The organism is Amycolatopsis sp. MtRt-6 (assembly GCF_017308975.1).
GTDB lineage: Bacteria > Actinomycetota > Actinomycetes > Mycobacteriales > Pseudonocardiaceae > Amycolatopsis.
On sequence record NZ_JADWPD010000031.1, the window covers coordinates 1 to 24,634 of the forward strand.

A 24,634-nucleotide genomic window follows, 5' to 3' on the forward strand; every position below is an offset into this window, starting at 1 on the left:
TCGGAGTGTTTCGGTGGTTATAGCGTCAGGGAAACGCCCGGTCCCATTCCGAACCCGGAAGCTAAGCCTGACAGCGCCGATGGTACTGCAACCGAAGGGTTGTGGGAGAGTAGGACACCGCCGAACTCAACATGAAGTGGAAGGCCCCGGTCGAGACGGAAACGTCTCCCGGGGCCTTCCGCTATTCCCGGGCCGGCCGCCGGAGCAGGTACGTGTCCATGATCCAGCCGCGCCGCTCCCGCGCCTCCGCCCGCACCTCACGGATGTGCGCCGCCAGCGCCGGGGTGAGCGGACCGGACAGCAGGATCTCGTCCGGCGTGCCGATGTAAGCGCCCCAGAAGATGTGCAGGCCCTCCGACGTGAAGCGGTCGAACGTCGTGTGGGCGTCCAGCAGCACGAAGACGTCGTCGACGCCCTCCGGCCAGCCCGTCGCCAATCGGCGGCCAGTCGTCAGCTGGACCGCGCGGCCGATCTGGTTCATCGTCGTCCGGTGCCGGGCCACCAGCGCCGAGATGCTGCTGATGCCCGGGACGACCTCGTACTCGAACTCCACGTTCCCCCGGGCCAGCACCGCCTCGATCAGCGCGATCGTGCTGTCGTACAGCGACGGGTCGCCCCACACCAGGAAGGCGCCGGATTCGGCGGGCCCCAGTTCCGAGCGGATCAGGTCCTCGTACACGGCCGCGCGGGCCGCGTGCCAGTCGGCGACCGCGGCCCGGTAGTCCGCCGGGGTCCGGTCGCGGGGCGGGTCCTCCGCCAGCACCACGCGGTAGCCCGGGCGCGTCACGAACCGGTCGAGGATCTCCTGCCGCAACCGGACCAGGTCGCTCTTCTCCGCCCCCTTGTCGAGCACGAAGAACACGTCGACGCGGTTGAGCCGGTCGATGGCCTGCACCGTCAGGTGCTCCGGGTCGCCGGCGCCGATCCCGATCGCGTAGATCTTCCGCATGCCGGGAGTGTGCCGGGGGCGATCGGTGAACCCCTACCCCCGATGGGTATAAAGGAAGGAGAGCGAAAGGAGCGGGAGATGGCCGAAGCGACCTACACCGTCGAGGGCATGACCTGCGGGCACTGCGCCACCTCGGTCCGCGAGGAGGTCTCCGAGATCGACGGCGTCCAAAGCGTGGACGTCGACGTCGAGAGCGGCCGCGTGACCGTGACCAGCGACGCGCCGCTGACCACTGACGCGGTCGCCGCCGCCGTCACCGAGGCCGGCTACCGCCTGGTCGCGTGAACTCCACCGAGGTGTCGGCCGCGGCCCGCGTCGAGCTCGCCATCGGCGGGATGACGTGCGCGTCCTGCGCGGCTCGCGTCGAGCGGAAGCTCAACAAGGTCGACGGCGTGACCGCGACGGTCAACTACGCCACCGAGAAAGCCCAGGTCAGCTACCCGAGCGGGCTGTCAGTCGACGACCTCAAGGCCGTCGTCGAAGCCGCCGGCTACTCGGCACGGCTGCCCGAGCCCGAGGCGCCGGATGACACACGCGACCTGCGCAAACGTTTGCTGGTGTCTGCCTCGCTCACTGTCCCGCTGGTCGTCGTCGCGATGGTCCCCGCCTGGCAGTCCGCGGCCTGGCCGTGGGTGTCGCTCGTCCTCGCCGCCCCGGTCGTGACCTGGGGCGCGTGGCCATTCCATCGCGCCGCCGCGGTCAACCTGCGGCACGCCACCGCCACGATGGACACGCTGATCTCACTCGGCGTCGTCGCGTCCGTGGCCTGGTCGCTGTACGCGCTCGTTTTCGGCGACGGCCACCACCACCTGTACTTCGAGGTGGCCGCCGCGGTCACCACGTTCATCCTGGCCGGCCGCCACTTCGAGACGCGGTCGAAGCGCCGGGCCGGCGCCGCCCTCCGCGCCCTCATGGACCTCGGGGCGAAGGACGTCACCGTGCTCCTCGACGGCGAAGAGCACCTCGTCCCGATCAAGGACTTGCAGGTCGGTGCCGTCTTCGTGGCCCGGCCCGGCGAGAAGATCGCCACCGACGGCGTGGTCACCGAAGGCGGGTCGGCGGTCGACACCAGCATGCTGACCGGCGAGTCGGTCCCGGTCGAGGTCGGTCCGGGCGACGCGGTCACCGGTGCCACCGTCAACGTCGGCGGGCGGCTGCTCGTGCGCGCCACGCGCGTCGGCGCGGACACCCGGCTGGCGCAGATGGCGCGGCTCGTCGAGTCGGCGCAAAACGGCAAGGCCGAGGTCCAGCGCCTGGCCGATCGGGTCTCGGCGGTGTTCGTCCCGGCGGTCGTCTTCGCCGCGCTGGCGACCCTCGTCGGCTGGCTGGCGACCGGCGGCTCGGCGGACGCGGCGTTCACCGCGGCCGTGGCCGTGCTGATCATCGCCTGCCCGTGCGCGCTCGGCCTCGCGACGCCGACGGCACTGCTCGTCGGCACCGGCCGCGGTGCGCAGCTGGGCATCCTGATCAAGGGGCCCGAGGTGCTCGAGTCGACCCGGCGCGTCGACACCGTCGTGCTCGACAAGACCGGCACCGTCACCACCGGCCGGATGACGCTCGTCGAGGGCGACGGCGAGGTGCTCCGGCTCGCGGGCGCCGTCGAGGCCGCTTCCGAACACCCGATCGGCCGCGCCATCGCCGACGCCGCCCGCGAACGCTTCGGCGCATTGCCCGCCGTCACCGAATTCCGCAGCACGCCGGGTGTCGGCGTGGCAGGGGTGGTCGAAGGACGCGTCGTCAGCGTCGGGCGGGCGCCGGGTGGCGACGTGACCACGGTCGGGGTGACCTGGGACGGCGAGCTGCACGGGACGCTGGCCGTCGCCGACACGATCAAGCCGACGTCCGCGCGGGCCGTCGCCGAATTGCGGCAACTCGGCCTGGAGCCGATCCTCCTGACCGGTGACAACGCGGGCGTGGCGCGGGCGATCGCCGCCGAAGCCGGGATCGGCGAGATCGTCGCCGAGGTGCTGCCCGAGGGCAAGGTCGACGTCGTCAAGCGGCTGCAGGCGGAGGGCCGCGTGGTGGCGATGGTCGGTGACGGCGTCAACGACGCGGCCGCGCTCGCGCAGGCCGACCTGGGCCTGGCGATGGGCACGGGCGCCGACGCGGCCATCGAAGCCGGCGACCTGACGCTGGTGCGAGGAGACCTGCGGGCCGCGGCCGACGCGATCCGGCTGGCCCGCCGCACCCTGGCCACGATCAAGGGGAACCTGTTCTGGGCGTTCGCCTACAACGTGGCGGCGCTGCCGCTCGCGGCGCTCGGCCTGCTCGACCCGATGATCGCGGGGGCGGCGATGGCCTGCTCGTCGGCCTTCGTGGTGAGCAACAGCCTGCGGTTGCGCCGGTTCCGCTGACACCCCTGGAGGGTATAGTCGGGGTGAGGAATGCCGACGACGGGGACAGGTGGGCGATGACGGGTTACGGCACCGAGCGGGAAGCCTATCTGAAGCGCCTGCGCCGGATCGAGGGTCAGATCCGCGGGCTGCAGCGCATGGTCGAGCAGGACAAGTACTGCATCGACATCCTGACCCAGGTCTCCGCGGCGACGAAGGCGCTGCAGTCGTTCTCGCTCGAACTGCTCGACGAGCACCTGGCCACCTGCGTCGTCCAGGCGGCCGCGGCGGGCGGCGAGGAAGCCGATCTGAAGGTCCGGGAAGCTTCGGACGCCATCGCGCGGCTGGTGCGGTCCTAGCGGACCAGCACGGCCAGGGTGAGGCCGCCCGCGTTCGTCGTGAAGTGCACGATCACCGACGCGAGCACGCCCCGGCCGAGGTGGCGCCACCAGTGCAGGAAGATCCCGGCGACGCCCGCCGCGGCCATCGCCAGCACCTGCAGCACCACCACCGGCGTCGAGCCGAACACGGCGTGCACGGCGGCGTTGCGGCCGATGGCGAGGGCCGGCAGCGCGTGCCAGAGCCCGAACAGCGCGGCCGAGCACAGGATCGGCGGCCAGCGCCACCGGTCGTCCGCGCCGAACAGACCGGGCAGCACACTGCGGAACGCGACCTCCTCGATCAGTACCGTGCCGAACAGGATCCGGCCGCAGGTCAGCCACAGCAGCTGCGCGAAATCGGGGTCGCCGACGCGGCCGTCCTGGTAGACCGTGCGCAGCGACGGCACGGCCAGCGCGATCCCGAAGACGACCGCCACCGAAGCCGCGCCGGCCAGGCCGGCGAGCGCGGGACGCCGGAGCCGGCTCAGCCCCAGGTCCGTCCACGAGCAGCCGGCCGCCCGGCCCAGCGCGACCAGCACGAGCGCCGCCACCAGCCCGCACGCCGGGTACGCCCAGCCGGGCAGCACGCGGTTGGCCAGCGTGGTCGACGCGGCGAGCGTCATGACCGCGGCGACCAGCGCGAACACCCGCCGCGGGGGGGAACGGCGCGGCTTCGGTCAAGGACCGGCTCCCGCGGTCCCGGTGAAGCCACCGTGGGGACTGCCGACCGTCACGACGTCCTGACCTGCGCCGATGCCGCGGCGCGGGTCAACCTACCGCGTCGGTGAGGTCGTCCGCCGGTGACCGGCGCTGGATCGGCACTCTTTTCGACATCGGCAGGGTGGCTTCCGGGTCGAACGACGCGGGACGGTCGTCGAGGGCGACGGCCGCGTCGGCCAGCAACGCCCGGCAGCCCGTCAGGCTCGCCTTGAGCTTGTCGCGGACCTCCGCGAGGGCCGTGACCTCGCGTTGCGCCGCCTCGACCAGGGATTCGCCGTGCTTGGTCGCGTCGGTGACCAGCTTCTCGGCCTTCTCCCGGGCCGCGGCCAGCTCGGTTTCCGCGGTCGTGACCAGGGTTTCGCCGTGTTGCCGCGCTTCGGCGACCAGCTGGTCGGCCTTCGCTCGGGCGGCCGCAGACTGCTCGGCCAGCTCGCGCATCGCGTCGGCGCGGCGCACCGTCATCGCGCGGGTGTGGTCCTCTTCCAGCTGGGCACGGCGGTGTGCCGCGGCCTCGTCGAGTTTCTTGCGACGCTGCTCGGCCGCGCGCAGGAGTTCCTCGTGCTCGGCGCGCTGCCGCTCGCGTTCGGCCTCCGCCTCGGCGACCAGCCGGCGTTCCTTCTCCGTGAGCCGGACGGCCTCCGCCTCGGCCTCCCGGCGGATCCGCTCCGCGGTTTCCGTTGCCGCCGCGGTGATTTCGGCCGCTTCCTCGCGGGTCAGCTCGATCATCCGGCGGGAGCGCTCCTGCAGGGCGTCCGCGGGGATCGGGGTCATGCTGATCCGGTCGATCTTGACACGCAGCTCGTGGTTCTCCTCGGCGAGCGCGGTCCCGCGGCGCCGCGCGGAGTCCAGCTCCGCGGTGAGTCTGCGGATCTCGGCCTCGGCCCACGCGACGTACTCCGCGACCTGGGCGCGGTGAAAACCGCGCCACGCCAGGTCGAATCCGGGCTGCGTGTTCGCCACGTCCTCGCCGCCGCCGGGGGCCATGCCTCACCTCCGAATTGGATGGTTTCTCCTGGGCCGCACGTTTTCCTTGCGGCACCGGGGATTTCCGTGTGCACCCCAGTGTGCCGCAAACCCGCCTCCGCGCGCTGCCCGGGCGGCCGATCATTCGTCGAGCGGTTCTCCGAGACCGGTGGACGTGCTCCGGACGCCGGGCAGCTCGGCCAGTTCGGCGGCCAGGTCGTAGAGATCACCGCGGCCGTCCAGGCGCAGCGTCACGACCGCGATCCGTTGCCCCTCTTCGGAAACGGATTCGTGGTCGACCTCGACGTGGTGCACCGCCCACCCGCGCCCGGTGCACACGGCCAGCGCCGCGCGCAGCACGCCGTGGCCGTCGAGGTAGCTCAGCCGGACCACCGGTGGTTCCCGGCGGTGCCGGGCCACGAACCGCTGCAGCGGCGGGAAGCCCCGGGTCACCACGAAATGCCCGATCGTCGTGCCGGCCGCGAGCACCGGCAGCCCGGCCCCGCACGCCGTGCCGACCGCGGCGGTCAGCCAGATCGTCGCCGCCGTGGTCAGCCCGCGCACCGCGTCCCGGCGGACGAAGATCAGCCCGCCGCCGATGAAGCCGATGCCGGAAACGATCTGGGCGGCGATCCGCGACGGGTCGAGCGATACGTGCTCGAAGCCGAGCAGATCGGCGAAGCCGTACTTCGACACCAGCATGAACACGGCCGAGCCGACGCCGACCAGGCTGTGCGTCCGCAGCCCGGCGGCCTTCATGCCGGCCTCGCGTTCGAGCCCGATGGCGACGCTCAGCACGAGTGCGAGCAGGACCGGCGGCAGCAGGCTCCACTGCGCCGGCGTGGACCACAGGGTGGGCAAGTTCGTGACCTCCAGGGTTTCCGGTGGCCGGCAAGCGGGGAGAATCGCGGCGCCGTCACCTGGGCATACTGGGCCGGACGCCCCCGATCGTGCCAGGCGAGGAGGACTCGTGACAGCGAGCCTGCCGGTTCCGGACTTCGTGGCCTACCGCGCCGTGCGCCGCGGCGTCCGCGACCTGCTCGGTGGACGGCCCGGCGCGTGGTTCCACCAGGTCCCGGCGTGTCCGGAGTGGACTGTCACGGACCTGCTCGGCCACCTCACGGCGATCGCCGGGCGGGTCCTGGCGCGCCACGGCGGCGGCCCGGTGTCGCCGGCCGGGGCCGTGGCGGTGCCGGAGCTGCTCGACCACTGGGACGACGTCGGCGAGGAGCTCGACCGGCGGCTCGAGGACGCGGGCGGGCACAGTGGCGCGGTGATGGTGATGGACGCCTACACCCACGAGCTGGACCTGTGCGCGGCCCTCGGCGTCGCGCCGCCGGAGGACCACGCGGCCGAGGCGCCGAGCTTCGAAGTGCTGGTCAGCGGACTGTCAGGCTCGATCACGGCACGCCGGTTGCCGTCGCTGCGGCTGTGCACGACGTCGGGTGCGGAGTGGACGGCAGGTGATGGCCGTCCGGCGGCGACGGTGACCGCGCCCACCCACGACCTCTACCGCTCCCTGGCCGGACGACGGTCCCTTGCCCAGCTCGCGGCCCTGGCCTGGAGCACGGCGCCCGAGCCGTGGCTGCCCGCGTTCGGCTGGGGGCCGTTCGCGCCGCCCGCCCAGCCGGGCGTCTGACGGGCGGCGGGGCTCAGCCGGACGGCGGGGTGACCGTCAGGAGGGCGGCCAGGGCCAGCACCACGACGCTGAGCAGCACCTCCACCACCACTGCCTGGCGCAGGCGGCGCAGGTCCGCCGTCACCGTCTTCGTCGCGCCTTCCGGCGGTGCCGCCGGGGTCAGGCTCCGGCGCACCGCCCGGCGGGAGCGGCTCGCCACCGCCAGCAGCACCGCGAAGCCCGCGATCTTCAGCAGGAGCAGCAGGCCGAACCGGGTCGTCCAGAGGGACGGCAGCGACGGCATGATGCGCAGCGCCAGCACGGCGCCGCTGAGCGCGACGGCCGTCACCGCTCCGCCCGCGATGCGGGAAAAGCGCGTCGCCACGGGAACCAGGTCCTCGTCGGCTGCCGGGCGGTGGAGGCACAGGGCCAGCTGGGCCAGGCCGCCCGCCCAGATGGCGATCGCGCCGAAGTGCACCAGGTCCGCCGAGACCGAGACGAACATGATCGGGTCGGTGACCGGGTGGCCGGTGGCCGAGAACGTCAGCAGCACGAGGAAGCCGGTCACCAGGGCCAGGTTCTCGTAGCGGGAGCGCAGCCGTTCCGGCAGGTCCGGCCGCAGCAGCCGGGGCAGCAGCAGCGCCAGCACGGCCACCGCGGCCAGCCGGAGCAGCAGCAGCTTCCCGTAGGCGACGCGCAGGGTGTCCGCCAGCAGCCGGGTGTCGAACACCGCTTCGAGGTTCCGCCCGGCCGCGTACGGGCCCTGCAGCACGAACGCCGCGACGGTCGTCGCCGCGACGAGGCCGGCGCCCCAGCGCAGCAGCCGCCGGGCACGGGGGTCGGCGCGGGCCGCCGGACGGCACAGCGCCACGAACGCCAGCCCGCCGAGCAGCACGACTCCGAGGTAGGCCAGCCAGCGCGCGCCCGTCGACACGGCGTCGACGGCCGTGTCGGTGCCGGTCGCCGCCGACACCGCGCCGGCCGACGTCACCAGCGGCCCGGTGCCCACCACGAACGCGAAGGTGCCGCGCACCGGGTGGGAGTCGGCCGAGACGAAGGCGTATTCGACCAGGTAGCTGCCGTCCGGCAGGCCCGGCTTCAGCCGCACCGCGAGCTGCTCGGCGACGTCGCCGGGCTGGAACACCGGCCCGGTGTCGGCCCGCGTGCCCGCGAGGTCGACGACCTTGATCGACCCGGGCTGGATCCCGACGTTCTCCGAAAGGGTGATCGACACCAGGGGCGGCGCCGCGCTCAGGCGGGCGCCGTCCCCCGGGGCCGACGAGACGATCTCGACGTGCGCGAAAGCCGGAGTCGCGCCGAGCACCAGCCAGCCGATCAGGAAGGCCAGCAGGGCCAGCGCGCGCTTCACGCGGCGAGGGCGGGCTGCTTCGGTGCGCCGCAGAGGCACTGGGTCAGCTCCCGCTCGGCGGCCGAGGCGCGCCGGTGCAGGACGACCGCGATGATCATCGGGATAGTGACGATCGTGTTGTAGAACAGGTGCAGCTCGACCCGGGGGATCAGCAGCTGGACGATGCTGCTGGGCACCTTGCCGCCGCCCAGCCGCCAGCCGGACTGCGCCTGGATGAACAGCAGCAGGTGCTCGATGTGGTGCCAGAACTGCAGCGCCAGCGCGAGGTTCCACCACTGCCGGGAGCGGCCGGCGAAGCCCTTCCGCAGGGCCCACAGGAACGCCAGCATCACCAGTGCGTAGCCGTAGTGCAGCCACTCCTGCGAGATCAGCCACGGGAACGGCATGCCGAGCACGCCGCGCGCCCGGGTCGTGGGCCAGCCGAAGCCGTAGATCTGCACGGCCTGGACGATGTGCTCGGCCCAGTGGGCGACCACGATGATCATGAACACGGCGAGCGCCCGGTGGTGGTTCCTGCTGTTCAGGTTCCCCAGGAAGCCGGCCGGCCGAACGAACTCGGAGGTCGACATGCAAGTGCCCCTTCTCGAAGGACCGAATCTCGGCTTTCCGACGATAATGCTTCCGGCGGCCTGCTCCGTTACTCCGGATTGCCCATTTCGCCGGGCCGGCCGGCCGCACCCCGGGGCGGCTCAGTGCAGGGTGAGGCCGTCGGAGAGCTCCGGCTTCGGGGGGATCCGGAACAGCTTGGTGAACAGCTCCAGGTGCGCGAACGCGCCTTCGATCTTCACCCGGCCGGACGCCATCGCCTCGGCCGCGGTCAGGTTGCCGTTGAGCAGGTCGATCAGCATCGGCCCCTGCGGCTCGATGACGATGTCCGCCGAGGGGTGGTCGCCGCTGCTCACCTTCAGCGTTCCGTCGTCGATCATGGCGTGGACGATCAGCGAGTCGCTGTGGCGCACCACGTACGTCACGTGCACGCCGCGCGCGGCTTCCTCCTGGAACGTCGTGTAGAGCGAGAGGATGGCGGCGTCGGTGGTGAAGACCTCGTCGCCCTTCGGGTAGCCGAGCGAGCGCGCGCCCCACAGCCCGAGGTCCAGCAGGATGTGGTCCAGTTCGCTGCCGTACTCGGTGAGCTCGTAGACCAGGCCGGCGTCGAGCTGCGGCAGGACGCGGCGGCGGACGACGCCGGCCTGCTCCAGCTCGTTGAGCCGGGACGACAGGATGCTCGCCGGGATGCGGGGCAGGCCTCGCTGCAGGTCCGTGAAGCGCTTCGGGCCGAGGATCAGGTCGCGGATGACGAGCATGGACCACCGCTCGCCGATGATTTCGAGAGCACGCGCCATGCCGCAGAACTGTCCGTAGGTGCGTGTGGTCGTCATACTCGGTCCTCACTGTGGGTCGCATCGGGCGCTCGGGATCCAGGTTGACGACCCGCCCGGCCGCCGGGCCAGTGCGGTGTGCATGCCTTCGCTGTGGATTCCACGGGAAATGCCGTGTGTTTCGCATCCCGGGCAGGTGTGCCGCGCACTTGCCGCAGCTCCGGCCGCCGGAGAAGAATCCGGTTTCTCGGATTGTGCGCATCGGCGGCAGGGAGTTGAAATGAGCGGATCGGCCGTGCAGCCCGCCTTCCACCCGTCGACGTCGCACGCGCGCGGCCGCGTGCTCGCCTTCAAACGGCACCTGCGCGCCGAGGTCAGCAACGGCAACGGCGCCTACCTGTTCTCCGAACGCGGGGTCATCGCGATGCGGGGCGCCCGCATCGAATCGCTCGCGCCGCTGCTGGACGGGACGTGGGAACTGGCCGACGTGCTCGGTGCGCGGCCGGACGGGATGGCGCCCGAGGAGGTCGCGGCGCTGGTGGCCCAGCTCGTCGAGGCGGGCCTGGTGGCCGTGCGCGAGGTGGCCGGGCCCGGGGCCGACGAACGGGAGCTCGCCTACTGGGACGCGTGCGGCATCGACGCCGGCGAGGTCGCGGCCGGCGACACCCGCGGCAGCGTCCGGCTGATCGCGGTCGGCGAGGACGTCGACACGCGGCCCGTCGAGCAGGCGCTGGCGGGCGCGGCCCTCGACGTCGTCGGCGGGACCGGCGAGCCCGACCTGAGCGTGGTGCTGTGCACCGACTACCTCGACCCGCGGCTGGGCGAGGTCGACGCCGAGCACCGCCGCACCGGACGGCCGTGGCTGCTGGCGCGCCCGTTCGGCGCCCAGGTCTGGATCGGGCCGGTGCTGCGGCCGCACGAGTCGGCGTGCTGGGTGTGCCTGACCAACCGGCTGTGGGCCCACCGGCACGCCGAAGCGTGCGCCCAGGAGGTCCTCGGTCACGTCGGCCCCGCGCGCCACCCCGCCGCCGCGCTGCCGCCGCTCACCGCGGCGGCGGCCCACCTGGTGGCGCTGGAGGCCAGTAAGTGGCTGGCCGGCTACCGCCACCGCGGCCAGGAGAGCGTCTGGGTGCTCGACACCCTCAGCCTGCAGGGCGAGCTGCACGAGCTGCGCCGCCGCCCGCAGTGCCCCGGCTGCGGGGACGCCACGCTCGTGACCCAGCGGTCCGCCCGGCCGATCGAGCTGCGGGAGGCCCGGAAGGCCACCTCGGCCGGCGGGGGGCACCGCACCGCGACGCCGGCCCAGATGCTCGAGCGGTACCGGCACCTCGTCAGCCCGGTCACCGGGATCGTGAAAGCGGTCCGGCCCGACCCGGCGGCGCCGCCGTTCGTCAACGCCTACCGGTCGGGGACGAACATCGCCCGCGCCCTCACCGGCGTCGTCGGGCTGCAGGCCGGGCTGCGCGGGGAGAACGGCGGCAAGGGCGTCAGTCCCCTCGACGCCGAGGTCGGCGCGCTCTGCGAAGCGGCGGAGCGCTTCTCCGGCAACTTCCAGGGTGACGAACTGCGGATCCGGGCCTCGTTCGACGACCTCGGCGCGGAGGCGGTCCACCCCAACGACTGCATGCTGTTCGCCGAGCGGCAGTACCGGGAGCGCGCGGCCTGGAACACGGCGCACGGACTGTTCCAGCACGTCGGCGCGCCCTTCGACACCCCGGCCGTGATCGACTGGACCCCGGTGTGGACGCTGGCGGGCCGGCGCCGCCTCCTGCCGACCGGGTTCCTGTACTACGGCGCGCCCACCGGCTGCGGGATCCGCGGCCTGCGCCCGGACTCCAACGGCGCGGCGGCCGGCAGCAGCCTCGAGGACGCCATCCTGCAAGGCACCCTGGAGCTCGTCGAACGGGACGCCGTCGCGTTGTGGTGGTACAACCGGACGCCGGTGCCGGGGGTGGATCTCGCGTCCTTCGGCGACCCGTGGCTGGAGGAGATGATCGGCGGCTACGCGGGCATCGGCCGCGAGCTGTGGGCGCTCGACGTGACGTCGGACCTCGGCGTCCCGGTGGTCGTGGCGCTCTCGCGGCGCACCGACGGGCCGCACGAGCACGTCATCTTCGGCTTCGGGGCCCACCTCGACCCGCGGATCGCCCTCCGCCGCGCGGTCACCGAGCTGAACCAGATGATCCCCGACGTGCTCCACTTCGGACACGAGCTCGACGACCCGGACGCGGCCCGCTGGCTCCGGTACGCGACGGTCGCCAACCAGCCGTACCTCCGGCCCGCCGCGGGCGTGCGGATGCGCGTCCCGGCGGACTTCCGGTTCGTCCACCGCCCGGACGTGCGCGACGACGTGGTGGCGCTGGGCCGGACGCTGGCGGCGGCCGGCACGGAACTGCTCGTGCTCGACCAGACCCGGCCAGACGTGGGGATCCCGGTGGTCAAGGTGCTCGCGCCGGGGCTGCGGCCGTTCTGGGCCCGCTACGCGCCCGGACGACTGTTCGACGTTCCGGTGCGGCTGGGCAGGCTCGCCGAGCCGACGCCGTACGAGCGGCTCAATCCGTTCCCCATCTTCCTCTAGCACCCTGGAGTGTCCCGGAAGAGCACTTCACCCCTTGCGTAGGAGCACCCGTTGACCGCCGACAGCCCGGAGGGACGCGCCGAAACGATCCGGTTGCTGTCCCTGACCGAGGACACCCTGCTCGAAGCCGCGGACGACGGGACGCTCGTCGCCGTCACGTGGTGGGGGGAGTACGAGTTCCCCGGCACGCCCGAGGAAGTCCGCGCGTCGCTCGACCGGATGGCGCTCGGCCCGGTGACCATGGCCAACCTGGCCGTGGCCGGCCAGGACGAGTCGCGGGTGTCGCTGCGGAAGGTGCTCACCCGGCTCTCCGGTTCGGTGGTGCACTCCCTCGCGCTCAACGACGGCCAGGGGCCGTTGCTGTCGGCGATCCCGGTGACGCAGAACCCCGCGTTCCCGGTCGGCCCGCTGCCGGCGGCGCGGCGCGTCCGGCTCTCGCGGTTCACCTCGCTGCGCGCCGACGGTGGCACGCTGCTCGCCGAGTCGGCGGGAGCGCGGTACAAGGTCGCCTTGTCCAGCTCGCCCGCCGTGGTGATCGCGTCGTCGCTGGCCGCGCCGAGAACGGTCGACGAGCTGGCCGGGACGGCCGGGGTGCCCTCGGCCGTCGTGGCCGACGTCCTGTCCTTCCTGGTCGCCGCCGGGGTGGTGCTGCTCGCCCGGCCCGACGGCGGGTTCGCCGAGTCCGGCGGGCCCGACCTCAGTGTCTGGTCGCCGGACGACCTGCTGTTCCACACCCGCAGCCGGACCTGGCAGAAGGGGGCGGCGCCGGATCCGGACGCGGCTCGCGAGATGCGCGAGCCGCCCGTGGTCAAGCAGGTCACCGCGGGGCCGACGTTCCCGCTCTACCGGCCGGACCCGGCCGTGCTGGCGGCCAGGGACCCGACGCTGACCAGCCTGCTCGAGCGCGACCACACCTGCCCGGAGTTCAGCGAGCGCGCCCTGCCGGCGCGGCAGATCGGCGAGTTCCTGTTCCGGGCGGCCCGGGTCCGCTCGGTCGGCCCGGCGCACCTGCCCGGCGGCCCGGCGCACGAGGCGTCGCAACGGCCGTACTTCAGCGTCGCCTGCCTGTACGAGCTCGAGATCTACGTCGGCATCAACCGCTGCGACGACCTGACCCGCGGGATCTACCACTACGACCCGCTGTGGCACACGCTCACCCTGATCAACGACGACCTCCCGGTCCTGGACGGCCTGCTGGACATGGCGATGGTCGCCGCGGGCGGCCACGCCCGGCCGTCGGTGCTGCTGACGATGACGGCCCGCATGTCGCGGATCGCCTGGGTCCTCGGCGGGGCGGCGTACGCCACGACCCTGCTCCACGTCGGGGCGCTGCAGCAGGTGTTCTCCCTCGCCGCGGAGGCCATGGGGCTGACCGCGCACGCCGTGCCCGTGGACGCCGGCGACCGCGTCGACCGGGCGCTGAAGCTGGAGTGGCCCGCCGAGGTCAGCGTCGGCGAATGTGTCCTGAACTTGCCCGGGTGAGCCTGCGGCGGGAACGCCCGGATCGCGGTTCCGGCTGTTAGATTTGCCGGGCGGACGTCTGGGGAGTTCCGCGAGGGGGCAACTGGGGAGGCGCAGCGGTGGTTTCGGCAGCGAAACCGGCCGGGCCCGGAAAGCGCCGGGTCCGTCGTGGCTTCGTCCCGCGGGCGGGACCCGCGCGGCTCGGGGCCGTGGACGCTCCGGCGGGCCGCCCGTTCCCGCCGCGGCGGGCTCGGTTCGCGCACGCCGGCGGCTGCGTCGCCATCGGGCTGCTCTGTCTCCTCACCCCACTGCAGGAGGCGGCGGACCGGGCGGCGGTCCTGGCCGCCTGCGGGTGCGGCGGGGCGCTGGTCCTGGTCCACCTGGCCGCGTTCGGGCGCGGGCGGACCCGGTTCCGTGGCACCGCGCTGGCGCTGCAGGCCGTGCTGGGCCTGGTCCCGGTGCTGGAGTTCGGCGCGGCATGGGCCGTGTTCAGCTGTTTCTTCCTGGGCAGCCTGCCGCTGGTGGCCCGGCCGCGCGTCGCCGTCCCGGTGCTGGTGCTCGTGACGGCCGGGGCCGGGGCACTGGCCGTGCGGGCCGCCGGGCCGGCGGCCGTCGCGGACGGCCTGCGAGCCGCGTTGCTCACCGCGGTGACGGCCTTCGCGGTGTTCGGGCTGGCGTGGCTCGCCGGGGCGGCCGCCCTGGGCGAGGACGGCAGGCGGGAGTTCGCCGCCCAGGTGGTCGCCGAGGAACGCCGCCGGTTCTCCCGGGACACCCACGACCTGCTCGGCCTGAGCCTCTCGGCGATCACGCTCAGGGTGGAGCTGATCCGGCGCCTGGTCGACGACCGCCCGCAGGCCGCGCAGGCCGAGCTGGCCGAAGTGCTCACGATCTCCCGCAAGGCGCTGGCGGACGTCCGGGCGATCGCGGCGGGGTCCCGGGAGATGTCGCTGGCGGAGGAGTGCCGGTCCGCCGCCTCGGTGCTGCGGGCGGCGGGCATCACGGTCGGCTTCGACGGGCAGGTGCCCGCCGACCTGCCGTCGCCGGTGGCGACGACCTTGGCGGCGGTCCTGCGCGAGAGCGTCACGAACGTCATCCGGCACAGCAAGGCCGCCTGGTGCGACTTCTCGGTCGTGGCGGTGGCGGGCGCGGTGCGGCTGCAGGTGGCCAACGACGGGGTCCCGCCCGCCGGCGAAGACCCGCCCGCGGACGAGAACCGCGGCTCCGGGCTGCGGAACCTCACCTACCGCGTGGAAGCCCTCGGCGGCGAGCTGTCGGTGGGGGTGCGGCCGGACGGGACGCACCGGCTGCGCGCGGTCGTCCCGCTGCGGGCACCGGCCTGGTGAACGGCGTCCGGAGCCGTTACAGCCATTCGGCTTCGGTGGCGATCCGGATCGCGTGGACCCGGTTGCGCGCGTTCAGCTTCGTCACGGACGCGGCTAGGTAGTTGCGGACCGTTCCGGGCGACAGGAACAGATCCGCGGCGATGTCGGCCACGTTGCGGCCGCGGGCGGCCAGCGAAAGGATCTCCAGCTCACGGGGGGTGAGCGGGCAGTCGTCGGCTTCCCAGGCGGACAGGGCGAGCTCGCTGTCGATGACGCGGCGGCCGACGGCCACCGAGCGGACCGCGTTCGCCAGCTTGTCCGAAGGCGCGTCCTTCAGCAGGAAGCCGTTCACCTTGGCGTCCAGGGCGCGGCGGACGGTGCCCGGCCGGCCGAGACTGGTGAGGATCAGGGTGTGGCATTCCGGCAGGCTTTCGTGGATCTCGGTGGCCGCTGTCAGACCGTCCTTCCCGGGCAGATCGATGTCGATGACGGCGACGTCCGGATGGACCGCCTTCGCCGCGGGGAGGATCTCGTCGCCGGAATCGACTTCCGCGACCACTTCGATGTCGGATTCGAGGTTGAGCAAGGCGACAAGCGCGCCGCGGACCATATCCATGTCCTCGGCCAGCAAAACTCTGATCACGGTGTGACCTCACTTCCCCCAGCAGGACGGTCTCCCCGTGAGAATGGTACGCCACCGGATCCCGCCGAAGGCAATTTCCGCCGCCCGGAATGCCGGCGATCGGCGCCGTCCCCACGACGCGCGATCGCCGGCCGGAAGCCCGGCGTGACCGCCTTCCCCGGTTCGGCGGACGCGTTCAGACCGCCACGGGCCGCCGGACGGCCGACGGCCGCAGGTCCGGCAGCGCCAGCAGTACCGGCGGGTCGAAGCTGTGGCGCGGCCGCAGCCGTACGTCGGCCAGCACGGCGGTGACCCCGCGGTGCACCGGCACCGGGCCGGCGAGCCCGGTGTAGGGCCGTGGCCCGCGGTCGTCGTCGTAGCCGGCGGCGAAGGTGTGGGCGATGACGTACCAGGCGCCGGGCGGCACGTCGGCCAGCGCGTACGGTCCCGGCTCGGACAGGATCGCGTACCGCGCGGGACGGCCTTCGGTGATCTTCGCCGGGAACAAGCCGACGAATACGGTGCCGGCGGTCCCGTACGGGCAGCGGACGTTCCCGCACAGCGTGCTGCCCGAGGGGGCCTGGTCAGCGCGTTCGGGGATCCGCGGCGGCAGGCCCCTGGTCTGCCGGTAGCCGCTCGGCGACAGCCCCACGCTGCTGCTGAAGCGGGCACTGAAGGTGCCGACGCTGTTGTAGCCGACCTGGTGGCTGACGTTGGCCACGGAGATGCTCGTCGTCGCGAGCAGCCGTTTGGCCTCGGCCAGCCGCAGCGCCGACAGGAACCGGCCGGGGGAAAGCCCGGTCGCTCGCAGGAACACACGGGTGAAGTGGAACTTGCTGAACATGGCGGCCCGGGCGAGGTCGTCGACGGTGAGCCGATCGCCCAGGTGGTCCCGCATGGTCGTGATGGCGCGCGCCATGGCCTGTCGTACAACTTCGTCCATGGTGGCCTCCTCCCCTCGCCTGGCGTCGGTGGTCGCGTTCCCCTGTGAAACGCGTAGCCGCTGGCGGAATGCTTGTCGACAAGAACTCTAGGTCGGACGCTGTCTACTTCTTAAGTGCTCAGTGCACCGTTCCGGTTGGGTTTCGCACGGGCCGGACATGCGTTTTGCACATGGCCCGCCTATCGCGGTTTCCCGCGGCCCGGCCGGGTATGTCCTCCGATGGATGGCCGTGCGTTCCCGTCGCGTACCGCGGCGGCGCGAACGCGAAAAGTGATCGAAACGGCGTTATCTGGTCGTTCGCTGCCCTCTGCTACTCCATTCGGGGTAGTCGCCGCACTGCGCGGAGCAGGCATAAAGCACATATGCCCGGTGATGTGGGCACTGGTTCCCGGCGGTCCGCGAGTGGACTATTTATGGCACGTGAAGCTTTCTACTTCGCCACTGGGAGATCTCAATGTCCGCACGTATTTCCGCTGACGTCCGCGCGCTTTTCGTCGATCTGGGGGTCGAGGTCGAAAACGCCGATCCGATCGAGACCGGTCTCGTGATCGACTGTTTCGAACAATGGGGGAGCCGCGTCGACTCGAGGGTGAGCTTCTCCATTTGCGGGACGAACATCGAAGCGCTGCGCGACGTGGAACTCGCCGCGTGAGCCCGTTCCGGCTGCCGTCCGCGCTGGTCCGGGCCTGAAGGGGCCGGTCTCCCGGGTGCATTCGCCCCGGAGGCCGGCCCCCTCGGCGTGCGCCTGACGTCCACTGGCGACAGTCGATGGGAAAATTTCCCACATGCACTATTGCTTTCTACCCCCGGTAGTCGTCCGAGCGCGTTCTGCTGTAGTCGGATCGAATTGCTTCGAGGTTAACGTGCATTCTCCGAGGTGAACCCTCTTGGCCCAACCGGGAGTCCCGCGGAAATGTTTAACTGAGGCCCTGGGGAGTTGTGAAGGCGGAGGCGCCTCGTGATCAAAGTGCTCGTGGCCGAAGACATGCACATAGTCCGGAGCGCGCTCGTGGCGCTGTTGCGGCTGGAGCCCGACATCGAGGTGGTGGCCGAAGTCGCTTCCGGGACCGAGATCCTTTCCGCGGCCCGGGCCAGCGAAGCGCACGTCGCCATCATCGACATCGACCTGCCGGGCAAGGACGGCCTCACCGCGGCCGGTGAGCTGCACGAGCAGCTGCCGTCCTGCCGCACCCTCATCCTCACCTGCCTGGGCCGTCCGGGCACGCTCAGGCGCGCGCTGGACGCGCGGGTGAGCGGGTTCCTGCTGAAGGACGCGCCGCCGGGCGAGCTGGCCCACGCGGTCCGCGGCGTCGCGGCCGGACGGCGGATGGTGGACGGCGACCTGGCCCTGGCGGCCTGGGACAGCGACGACTGCCCGCTGACCGGCCGCGAGCTCGACGTGCTGCGGCTGACCTCCCAGGGGTACGGGACGGTCGAGGTGGCGGCCCGGCTGTACCTGTCGGCGGGCACGGTGCGGAACTACCTGACGACGGTGGTGTCGAAGCTGGGGGCCCGCAACCGGGTGGACGCGATCCGGCTGGCCCGGGAGTCCGGCTGGATCTGAAGCGCCGGTCGCCCGGGAAACCGGCTCTCAGACGGGTACCACGGCGCGCAACCGGAACCGGCCGTCGTCCACCACACCGGCGGTGAGCTCGCCGCCGAGGTCGGCCACCCGGTGGGACAGGTTGCCGATGCCGCTGCCCGACGCGGTGCCGGGCCGCGCGGCTCCGTCGTCCGCCGGATCGGCCGGGGTGACCGGGCGCGGGCCGGACCGCTCGACGCCGTCGTTGACGATCTCGAGGCTGACTCCGCCGTCGACCCGGTGCAGGGCGATCTCGCAGGTCTCCACCCGGCTGTGCCGGAGCACGTTCGTGACGCCCTCCCGCAGCACCACCGCCAGTACCGTGCGGACCGGCGCGGGCAGCTCGTCCTGGAGCATCTCCATCTGGACCCGGACGTCGGCGGCGGCGAGCACGGAGCGGGCCGAGCGGGACTCGCTGTCCAGGGACAGCTCCCGGTAGCCGCTGGCCACCGAGCGCACGTCGGAGAGAGCCTGCCTGGTCAGGCCCAGGGTCTCGACCAGCTCCTCGGCCGCCCGGTCGCGGTCCAGTGGCAGCACCCTGGCCGTCAGCTCGCTCTTGAGCGCGATCGCCGAGAGGCTCATGCCGAGCAGGTCGTGCAGGTCGCGGCCGAAGCGCAGGCGCTCCTCGGCGACCGCGGTCTCGGCCAGCCGCCGCCGGCTGTGGTTGAGCTCGGCGACCAGCCGGACCAGCCACAGCATGCCGAACACGATGAGCCCGACCATCACCGTGCCGGCGGAGAACGTCACCGCGTAGAGGGCGTCTTCGCGGGCCTGCCCTGCGACGTACTCGAGCCAGAGGTAGAAGGCGGCGTTCGCGGCGAAGACCAGCCAGCCGGCGACCGGGGGCAGGACCAGCAGCGCGCAGCCCATGAGCAGCGACGGCCAGCTCACCCAGTCCCGTTGCAGCGGCAGCATCGGGAGGTAGATCAGGCAGGCCTGGACGAACAGCATCGCGATGCTCTGGCCCGAGCGCAGCCGGGTGGAGGGGCGGTTGAAGTAGGCGAACTGCAGGGTCAGCAGCGCCGCCAGCGACCCGGCGACGAGCGCGATGTGCCAGCCGTTCGTGGTCAGCAGGAGCTCGTGCACGACGGCCATGAGGGCGAACAGGGTGAAGATGACCGGCAGGAGCACCCGGACCCGCCTCGACTCCGCGTCGGCCGGCTGGGTGCCGTCGTCGGTGGACGGCGGCTCGACCCGGTCCGGCAGCGGCAGCTCGACGAGCAGCCGGAACCGGCCGTCCTCGCCGATACCGCTGCGCACGGTGCCGCCCAGCGCGGCCACCTCGTCCGGCAGCCGGGCGAGCAGCTCGGACTCCGTGGGCAGGTCGTCGGGGCCCACGCCGTCGTTGACGATCTCCAGCGACACCCGGCCGTGCCGCTGCTGGACCGCGATTTCGCAGTGTTCGACGTCGCTGTGGCGCAGGACGTCGGTGACGCCCTCCTGCAGCACCTTGGCGAGCAGGGTGCGCGCCTGGACCGGCAGGTCGCCCTGGTCCAGGTGGATCCGCACGGCGATGTCGGAGGCGGTCAGCAGCGACTGGGCGGTGCGGAACTCCTTCTCGAGCGACACGCGGTAGCCGTGGGACACCGCGCGGACGTCGGAGAGCGTGCGCTGCGCGATGGCGGTGATCTCGGCCAGCTCGGCCTGCGCCTGCTCGGTCGACTTGCGCATCAGGCGATGCACCAGCTCACCCTTGAGGGCGATGGCCGAGAGGCTCATGCCGAGCAGGTCGTGCAGGTCCCTGGAGAAGGCCAGGCGCTGCTCGGCGACCGCGCGGCGGGCGAGCTCGGTCCGGGCCAGGTGCAGCTCGCGGATCATCCGGGCGACCAAAGGAAGCTGGGCGAAGACCAGGCTGTAGACGGCGACGCCGAGGACGGTGTAAACCGTCTCCAGCGGAGTGTCGTAGTGCAGCTCGATCCACAGCACCGCGGCGAGGTTGAGGCCGAAGAGGGGCCACGCGAACCGGGCGGGCAGCACCAGCACCACCGCGCCGCCGAAGAAGACCGGCATCGCCGCCCACATGGCGCCGAAGGTGAAGACCGGCACGTAGCCCAGCAGGGCCAGCACGACCAGGAGGACCCGGCTGGTCCTCGTGTCGAGGCGGACCGACGGCCTGCTGAAGTGGAGCAGCTGGATGGCGAGGAGCAGCGCGACCGCGAGGATGGCGTAACCGGCCGCGACCGGGCTCACCGACTGGGGGATGAGGCTGGCGAGCAGCACGGCCCCGAAGCCGGCGACGACCACGGTGATGATCGAGCCGGCGAGGTAGGTCGCCAGCTTGGGCCGCCGGTCGACCGCGCTCGTGCCCCAGGGCACGGAAAGGGCGCCCGAGCGGTTCGAGTCGACGACCGGAGACATGCGCAACGATCCTCCGGTGTCGTGGCGTCGCACGGAGTGGGTTCGGTGACCCGGGCTGAGCTCGGTCTGCATGCTTCCGGTCAATCCTATCTCATCCCGTCGGCTCGTATTACCAGTCCGGCCCGAAAGTAGCCGCCCCTGTACTGCACGTAACCGTTGTTGCCAAGCCATTCGGCCGTGACTGTGGCCGGATCGGCGACGATCGGCACAGTCGGCGAAGAGTGGCCGTGCCGCCGTGCGTCCGGCTCCGGCCGAACGTCCGGTCCGCTTCGGTCAGCCGCGGCCCCGGCCCCGCGCGACACCGGCCAGCGCGAGGAAATCCGGGTACGGCACGGCGATCGAGCCGGTGTGCAGCACGGATCGCCCGTCCTGGCGGAAGAAGCTCAGGCCGGGACCGTCGTCGTCGTGCTCGCCGGGGCCGGCGCCCTCGAGGCGGCGCGTCGCCGGGAAGTCCGCGGCGAACCCGGTGTCCGGCGCCGAGTACACCGGCAGGTCCCACCCGAAGTGCCTGCGGTACTGCTCGATCTTCGTGTAGGGGGCGTGGGAAACGATTACCAGGCGGGTGTCCCGGGTGTGCAGCGCGGCCGAAAGCTCTTCGGCGGAGGCGACGGCGGCGGGCCGGCTGCGATCGGGGACGGTGTGGTGCACCACGAGCCGTCGATGCCCGTCGAACAACCCGGTCAGGGTGACCGTGCCCGCGGGCCCGGCGAACCGGTACGCCCCGGCCGGCACGGGGCGTGGCCGGGGTGGGGCCTGCCGGGTCAGGCCGGGCAGCGCCAGTTCGGTCATGATCGCCTCCTGGGTACGGTGTGCCGGTGCGCACCGCGCATTGTGCGCCCGGACGCCGGGCCAGGTCACCGGTTCGCGAGCGGGCAGAGCAAGGTGGGAGACGCGGGCCGCCGGGCGCGGCCGCGGGCCGGGCCCTAGGCTCGCGGCCATGGCGAAGTACTTCGACGTGCACCCGGACAACCCCCAGCGGCGCGCCATCGGCCAGATCGCGGACCTGGTGCGGCGCGACGGGCTGATCGCCTACCCGACCGACTCGTGTTACGCGCTCGGGTGCCGGCTCGACAACCCCGAGGGCCTCGACCGCATCCGGGCGATCCGCAAGCTCGACCGGCGGCACCACTTCACGCTGGTCTGCCAGGACTTCGGGCAGCTGGGCCAGTTCGTGCACGTGGACAACGCGGTCTTCCGGGCGATCAAGGCGGCGACGCCGGGCAGCTACACGTTCATCCTGCCGGCCACCAAAGAAGTGCCGCGGCGGCTGATGCACGACAAGAAGAAGACCGTCGGCGTCCGCATCCCGGCACACGTGGTCACCCAGGCGCTGCTGGCCGAACTGGGCGAGCCGCTGGTGTCCAGCACGCTGCTGCTGCCGGACGTGCCGGAACCGCTGACGCAGGGCTGGGAGATCAAGGACGAGCTCGACCACGTGCTCGACGCGGTCGTGGACTCCGGTGACTGCGGGGTCGAGCCGACCACGGTGGTCGACTTCTCCTCGGGGGAGGCGGAGATCGTCCGCCGCGGCGCGGGCGACCCGGACCGCTTCGCCTGATCAGTCCGATTCGGACGTCCACAGTGGATTTCTGTGCTGCCGCACCAGTTCCAGCCATCGGCGGGCGCGCGGCCCGGTGGCTTCGACGGCCAGCCCGGCGGCCGGGCGACGGCCGGTGAACAGCAGGCAGAAGTCTTCGGCACGGCCGGAGATCCGGTCCGCCGCGTCGGCGGGGCCGAATTCCCAGAGCGTCCCCGACGGCGCGGTCAGGTCGAACCGGAGCAGCCCGGCGGGCGGCCCGCCGTGCCCGGCGTAGACGTCGCCGCTGGTACGGACGCCGTAGTAGGCCACGTGGCCGATGGCGTCGTCGCGCGGGAGCCGGGCGCCGAGCACATCGGCGATGTCCTGGCCGCGGGCGAACAGGACCGTCAGCAGCGCCGCCGCCAGGAGGGACGGCCGCAGCGGGCCACCGGGCCACGGGACGTCCCCGGCCGCGGTGGCCAGCAGCTCGACGGCCTTGCGGTGCTCCGAACGCCAGGCGAGCACGGCGTCGCCGAGCAGGCCGGCGTCGGTGATCCGGGGAGCGGTCCCGGTCCCGGTGCCCTCCACGGCCAGGACGACCCGCCGTGCGACGACCGTCAGTTCGGCGAGGTGGGCGGCGACCGCGCGGGCGGACGGCAGCGGCAAGGCTCCCGCGTGGGCGTGCACCAGGTCCGCGAGGGCGTCCGCCCCGGCCTCCAGATCGGCGTACACGTCGGACATGGTTGCGGCCTCCGTGGCTGATCGGTGCTGAGGTGTCGATGCTGCTCCCAGGCCGCCGCCGCGGGCGACTCGTGGGTTGCGGTCCCGGATCGGCTATGTTCGGGACCGGCAAGGCCGGATCCGGGGAGGACATGTGAAGTACCTGCTGGCGATGTACATGAACCCCGACGTCTGGGAGGCGCTGTCCGAGCAGGACAGGGACGAGGTGATGAGCGGCCACGGCGAGTTCATCCGCCGGATCCGGGAGTCAGGGGAGATGATCAGCACCCAGGCCCTCGACGCCCCGGCCCGCAGCGCCGTCGTCCGGGTGACCGACGGGGTCCCGGCGGTGACCGACGGGCCGTTCATCGAGTCGAAGGAGTTCCTGGCCGGGTTCTACCTGGTCGAGTGCGCCTCGCCCGAGCGCGCCTACGAGGTGGCCGCGATGATCCCGGACGCCGGGATCAAGGGGCTCGGCATCGAGGTCCGGCCGGTGGTGTTCTTCGCCGACGCCGAAACCGAATCCGGGTTCACCGGCGGGTGAGCGCGTCCGTCGGGGAGCGCCTGCGGCCGCTGGTGCCCCAGGTCCTCGGTGCGCTCGTGCGCCGGTACGGCCAGTTCGACGCGTGCGAAGACGCCGTCCAGGAGGCACTGCTCGCCGCGTCGCAGCAGTGGCCCGCCGACGGCGTGCCGGACAACCCGTACGGCTGGCTCGTCGCCGTCGCGACCCGGCGGCTCACCGACCACTGGCGCAGCGAAAGCGCGCGGCGGCGGCGAGAGGAGTCCGTCGCTGTCCGCGAGCCGGTGGTGGCGCCCGGGCCGGACGACGACCGGCCGTCCGACGAGGACGACTCGCTCACCCTGCTCTTCCTCTGCTGCCACCCGGCGGTCTCCCCGCCCTCGCAGGTCGCGCTGACGCTGCGCGCGGTCGGCGGGCTGACCACGGCGCAGATCGCCAAGGCCTTCCTCGTGCCCGAAGCCACCATGACCCGGCGCATCACGCGGGCGAAGGAGAGCATCGCGGCGGCAGGCTCGACGTTCGGCGAACCGGACCCGGCCGACCACGCGGAGCGGCTCCGGGTCGTGCTGCAGGTGCTGTACCTGATCTTCAACGAGGGCTACGCGGCCACGTCCGGGACGGACCTCCAGGCACCCGAGCTGGCGCGCGAAGCGATCCGCCTGACTCGCGGGGTGCACGCGCTGCTGCCGGACGACGGCGAGGTGGCGGGCCTGCTCGCGCTGATGCTGCTGACGGACGCACGCCGGCCTGCGCGGGTCGGTCCCGAAGGCGAACTGGTCCCGCTCGCCGAGCAGGACCGCGGGCGGTGGGATCGGGCGATGATCGCCGAGGGCGCCGGCCTGGTCCGCCGTACGCTGGGCCGCCACCCGGTCGGCCCGTACCAGGTGCAGGCGGCCATCGCCGCGCTGCACGACGAAGCGCCCAGCGCGGAGACCACGGACTGGCCGCAGATCGTCCAGCTCTACGCGGTGCTCCAAGAGCTCGCGCCGAGCTCGGTGGTCACGCTGAACCAGGCGATCGCGATCGCGATGGCGGAGGGGCCGGAACGGGGGCTGGAGCTGCTGGCCACCCTGGCGGACGACAGCCGGATGAAGCAGAGCCACCGCCTCGACGCGACTCGGGCCCACCTGCTGGAACTGGCCGGCGACCACGAAGCCGCCCGAACCCACTACCGCCGCGCGGCGGAGGCGACCGCGAGCCGGCCCGAGCAGCGTTATCTGCTGGGGCGGGCTGATCGGCTGGGGTGACTCGCGCGCGTGGCCGGGCCGAGCGGTTGCCGCGGCCCGGCACGGGCTCGTGGGTGGCCCCCCCGGGGGGGGCCCCCCCCCGCACTGTACACAGTGGTCGGGGATGACCAC

The 24,634-nt window shown here is 72.6% G+C and carries 24 protein-coding genes and 1 rRNA gene; 13 read left to right on the forward strand and 12 right to left on the reverse strand.

Going from position 1 to position 24,634, the window contains the following annotated elements; all coding sequences use genetic code 11:
- Positions 1–9 precede the first annotated feature (9 nt).
- Positions 10–126: ribosomal RNA gene (gene rrf / locus I4Q55_RS37785) — 5S ribosomal RNA — on the forward strand.
- A 55-nt stretch (positions 127–181) separates the two neighbouring features.
- On the opposite strand, the gene cobF is transcribed toward rrf, so the two are convergent.
- Complete coding sequence (cobF, locus tag I4Q55_RS37790; protein WP_206795102.1) at positions 182–949, reverse strand: precorrin-6A synthase (deacetylating); 768 nt, start codon at positions 947–949, stop codon at positions 182–184.
- A gap of 78 nt (positions 950–1,027) precedes the next feature.
- On the opposite strand from cobF, the gene I4Q55_RS37795 reads away from it, so the two are divergent.
- From I4Q55_RS37795 to I4Q55_RS37805, 3 genes are read left to right on the forward strand one after another with little or no spacing between them, the layout of a single operon-like run.
- Positions 1,028–1,234 carry a heavy-metal-associated domain-containing protein gene (locus tag I4Q55_RS37795; RefSeq protein ID WP_191307862.1) on the forward strand — a complete coding sequence of 69 codons (207 nt, stop codon included), beginning with the start codon at positions 1,028–1,030 and terminating at the stop codon, positions 1,232–1,234.
- Positions 1,231–3,303 carry a cation-translocating P-type ATPase gene (locus I4Q55_RS37800; RefSeq protein ID WP_206795104.1) on the forward strand — a complete coding sequence of 691 codons (2,073 nt, stop codon included), beginning with the start codon at positions 1,231–1,233 and terminating at the stop codon, positions 3,301–3,303. The genes I4Q55_RS37795 and I4Q55_RS37800 overlap by 4 nt, the downstream gene beginning before the upstream one ends.
- A gap of 56 nt (positions 3,304–3,359) precedes the next feature.
- The gene (locus tag I4Q55_RS37805) at positions 3,360–3,641 is read left to right on the forward strand and encodes a metal-sensitive transcriptional regulator (protein ID WP_086678475.1); all 282 of its coding nucleotides are present in this window, start codon (positions 3,360–3,362) and stop codon (positions 3,639–3,641) included.
- Here I4Q55_RS37805 and I4Q55_RS37810 read toward each other — a convergent pair.
- The 3 genes from I4Q55_RS37810 to I4Q55_RS37820 all read right to left on the reverse strand — a co-directional run bounded on the left by I4Q55_RS37810 (position 3,638) and on the right by I4Q55_RS37820 (position 6,206).
- Positions 3,638–4,285 carry a CPBP family intramembrane glutamic endopeptidase gene (locus I4Q55_RS37810; protein WP_242547477.1) on the reverse strand — a complete coding sequence of 216 codons (648 nt, stop codon included), beginning with the start codon at positions 4,283–4,285 and terminating at the stop codon, positions 3,638–3,640. The two genes, I4Q55_RS37805 and I4Q55_RS37810, sit on opposite strands and share 4 nt — an antisense overlap.
- A 145-nt stretch (positions 4,286–4,430) precedes the next feature.
- On the reverse strand, positions 4,431–5,366 hold the full coding sequence (locus tag I4Q55_RS37815) for a M protein (RefSeq protein WP_206795108.1): 936 nt from the start codon (positions 5,364–5,366) through the stop codon (positions 4,431–4,433).
- 120 nt (positions 5,367–5,486) lie between these two features.
- A complete protein-coding gene (locus I4Q55_RS37820) occupies positions 5,487–6,206 on the reverse strand; it encodes an MgtC/SapB family protein (protein WP_206795111.1) in 720 nt (239 codons plus the stop codon).
- Between the two features lie 109 nt (positions 6,207–6,315).
- On the opposite strand from I4Q55_RS37820, the gene I4Q55_RS37825 reads away from it, so the two are divergent.
- Positions 6,316–6,984: a maleylpyruvate isomerase family mycothiol-dependent enzyme gene (locus I4Q55_RS37825; protein WP_206795113.1), complete on the forward strand. Its 669-nt coding sequence runs from the start codon at positions 6,316–6,318 to the stop codon at positions 6,982–6,984.
- 13 nt (positions 6,985–6,997) lie between these two features.
- Here the strand turns inward: I4Q55_RS37825 and I4Q55_RS37830 are convergent, their stop codons facing one another.
- From I4Q55_RS37830 to I4Q55_RS37840, 3 genes are all read right to left on the reverse strand, one after another.
- The gene (locus I4Q55_RS37830) at positions 6,998–8,332 is read right to left on the reverse strand and encodes a CopD family protein (RefSeq protein ID WP_206795115.1); all 1,335 of its coding nucleotides are present in this window, start codon (positions 8,330–8,332) and stop codon (positions 6,998–7,000) included.
- The gene (locus I4Q55_RS37835) at positions 8,329–8,901 is read right to left on the reverse strand and encodes a hypothetical protein (protein WP_206795117.1); all 573 of its coding nucleotides are present in this window, start codon (positions 8,899–8,901) and stop codon (positions 8,329–8,331) included. The genes I4Q55_RS37830 and I4Q55_RS37835 overlap by 4 nt, the downstream gene beginning before the upstream one ends.
- A gap of 120 nt (positions 8,902–9,021) precedes the next feature.
- Positions 9,022–9,711, reverse strand: coding sequence for a winged helix-turn-helix transcriptional regulator (locus I4Q55_RS37840; protein WP_206795119.1), 690 nt, complete (start codon positions 9,709–9,711; stop codon positions 9,022–9,024).
- Between the two features lie 220 nt (positions 9,712–9,931).
- On the opposite strand from I4Q55_RS37840, the gene I4Q55_RS37845 reads away from it, so the two are divergent.
- From I4Q55_RS37845 to I4Q55_RS50765, 3 genes are all read left to right on the forward strand, one after another.
- Positions 9,932–12,229 (forward strand): TOMM precursor leader peptide-binding protein, encoded by a 2,298-nt coding sequence (locus I4Q55_RS37845; RefSeq protein ID WP_206795121.1) that lies wholly within the window; start codon positions 9,932–9,934, stop codon positions 12,227–12,229.
- 51 nt (positions 12,230–12,280) lie between these two features.
- The gene (locus I4Q55_RS37850) at positions 12,281–13,711 is read left to right on the forward strand and encodes a SagB/ThcOx family dehydrogenase (protein ID WP_206795124.1); all 1,431 of its coding nucleotides are present in this window, start codon (positions 12,281–12,283) and stop codon (positions 13,709–13,711) included.
- Between the two features lie 188 nt (positions 13,712–13,899).
- Positions 13,900–15,033 (forward strand): sensor histidine kinase, encoded by a 1,134-nt coding sequence (locus I4Q55_RS50765; RefSeq protein WP_206795126.1) that lies wholly within the window; start codon positions 13,900–13,902, stop codon positions 15,031–15,033.
- Positions 15,034–15,049: 16 nt separating this feature from the next.
- Here the strand turns inward: I4Q55_RS50765 and I4Q55_RS37860 are convergent, their stop codons facing one another.
- A complete protein-coding gene (locus I4Q55_RS37860; RefSeq protein WP_206795128.1) occupies positions 15,050–15,655 on the reverse strand; it encodes a DNA-binding response regulator in 606 nt (201 codons plus the stop codon).
- A 175-nt stretch (positions 15,656–15,830) separates the two neighbouring features.
- Positions 15,831–16,577, reverse strand: coding sequence for a helix-turn-helix domain-containing protein (locus I4Q55_RS37865; protein WP_206795130.1), 747 nt, complete (start codon positions 16,575–16,577; stop codon positions 15,831–15,833).
- A 454-nt stretch (positions 16,578–17,031) separates the two neighbouring features.
- Here I4Q55_RS37865 and I4Q55_RS37870 point away from each other — a divergent pair, with 454 nt between their 5' ends.
- Together I4Q55_RS37870 and I4Q55_RS37875 are read left to right on the forward strand one after the other, a co-directional pair.
- Complete coding sequence (locus tag I4Q55_RS37870; protein ID WP_206795132.1) at positions 17,032–17,229, forward strand: hypothetical protein; 198 nt, start codon at positions 17,032–17,034, stop codon at positions 17,227–17,229.
- 306 nt (positions 17,230–17,535) lie between these two features.
- Complete coding sequence (locus I4Q55_RS37875) at positions 17,536–18,141, forward strand: DNA-binding response regulator (protein WP_206795134.1); 606 nt, start codon at positions 17,536–17,538, stop codon at positions 18,139–18,141.
- 27 nt (positions 18,142–18,168) lie between these two features.
- On the opposite strand, the gene I4Q55_RS37880 is transcribed toward I4Q55_RS37875, so the two are convergent.
- Together I4Q55_RS37880 and I4Q55_RS37885 are read right to left on the reverse strand one after the other, a co-directional pair.
- On the reverse strand, positions 18,169–20,517 hold the full coding sequence (locus I4Q55_RS37880) for a sensor histidine kinase (protein ID WP_206795136.1): 2,349 nt from the start codon (positions 20,515–20,517) through the stop codon (positions 18,169–18,171).
- A 273-nt stretch (positions 20,518–20,790) separates the two neighbouring features.
- Positions 20,791–21,306 (reverse strand): DUF899 family protein, encoded by a 516-nt coding sequence (locus I4Q55_RS37885; protein ID WP_206795138.1) that lies wholly within the window; start codon positions 21,304–21,306, stop codon positions 20,791–20,793.
- A 148-nt stretch (positions 21,307–21,454) separates the two neighbouring features.
- Between I4Q55_RS37885 and I4Q55_RS37890 the strand changes: the two genes are divergently transcribed.
- Positions 21,455–22,075: an L-threonylcarbamoyladenylate synthase gene (locus tag I4Q55_RS37890; protein ID WP_191307835.1), complete on the forward strand. Its 621-nt coding sequence runs from the start codon at positions 21,455–21,457 to the stop codon at positions 22,073–22,075.
- Here the strand turns inward: I4Q55_RS37890 and I4Q55_RS37895 are convergent, their stop codons facing one another.
- Positions 22,076–22,777, reverse strand: a complete 702-nt coding sequence (locus tag I4Q55_RS37895) for a maleylpyruvate isomerase family mycothiol-dependent enzyme (RefSeq protein WP_206795140.1) — start codon at positions 22,775–22,777, stop codon at positions 22,076–22,078.
- A 133-nt stretch (positions 22,778–22,910) separates the two neighbouring features.
- Here I4Q55_RS37895 and I4Q55_RS37900 point away from each other — a divergent pair, with 133 nt between their 5' ends.
- Positions 22,911–23,300, forward strand: a complete 390-nt coding sequence (locus I4Q55_RS37900) for a YciI family protein (RefSeq protein ID WP_191307832.1) — start codon at positions 22,911–22,913, stop codon at positions 23,298–23,300.
- A complete protein-coding gene (locus I4Q55_RS37905) occupies positions 23,297–24,523 on the forward strand; it encodes an RNA polymerase sigma factor (RefSeq protein WP_206795142.1) in 1,227 nt (408 codons plus the stop codon). Before I4Q55_RS37900 ends, I4Q55_RS37905 begins: the two co-directional genes overlap by 4 nt.
- Positions 24,524–24,634 lie beyond the last annotated feature (111 nt).

Coding starts and splice junctions, on each gene's coding strand:
- cobF (WP_206795102.1), bottom strand. CDS start 949: ATGCGGAAGATCTACGCGATCGGGATCGGCGCCGGCGACCCGGAGCAC.
- I4Q55_RS37795 (WP_191307862.1), top strand. CDS start 1,028: ATGGCCGAAGCGACCTACACCGTCGAGGGCATGACCTGCGGGCACTGC.
- I4Q55_RS37805 (WP_086678475.1), top strand. CDS start 3,360: ATGACGGGTTACGGCACCGAGCGGGAAGCCTATCTGAAGCGCCTGCGC.
- I4Q55_RS37810 (WP_242547477.1), bottom strand. CDS start 4,285: ATGACGCTCGCCGCGTCGACCACGCTGGCCAACCGCGTGCTGCCCGGC.
- I4Q55_RS37815 (WP_206795108.1), bottom strand. CDS start 5,366: ATGGCCCCCGGCGGCGGCGAGGACGTGGCGAACACGCAGCCCGGATTC.
- I4Q55_RS37835 (WP_206795117.1), bottom strand. CDS start 8,901: ATGTCGACCTCCGAGTTCGTTCGGCCGGCCGGCTTCCTGGGGAACCTG.
- I4Q55_RS37840 (WP_206795119.1), bottom strand. CDS start 9,711: ATGACGACCACACGCACCTACGGACAGTTCTGCGGCATGGCGCGTGCT.
- I4Q55_RS37845 (WP_206795121.1), top strand. CDS start 9,932: ATGAGCGGATCGGCCGTGCAGCCCGCCTTCCACCCGTCGACGTCGCAC.
- I4Q55_RS37865 (WP_206795130.1), bottom strand. CDS start 16,577: ATGGACGAAGTTGTACGACAGGCCATGGCGCGCGCCATCACGACCATG.
- I4Q55_RS37870 (WP_206795132.1), top strand. CDS start 17,032: ATGTCCGCACGTATTTCCGCTGACGTCCGCGCGCTTTTCGTCGATCTG.
- I4Q55_RS37880 (WP_206795136.1), bottom strand. CDS start 20,517: ATGTCTCCGGTCGTCGACTCGAACCGCTCGGGCGCCCTTTCCGTGCCC.
- I4Q55_RS37885 (WP_206795138.1), bottom strand. CDS start 21,306: ATGACCGAACTGGCGCTGCCCGGCCTGACCCGGCAGGCCCCACCCCGG.
- I4Q55_RS37890 (WP_191307835.1), top strand. CDS start 21,455: ATGGCGAAGTACTTCGACGTGCACCCGGACAACCCCCAGCGGCGCGCC.
- I4Q55_RS37895 (WP_206795140.1), bottom strand. CDS start 22,777: ATGTCCGACGTGTACGCCGATCTGGAGGCCGGGGCGGACGCCCTCGCG.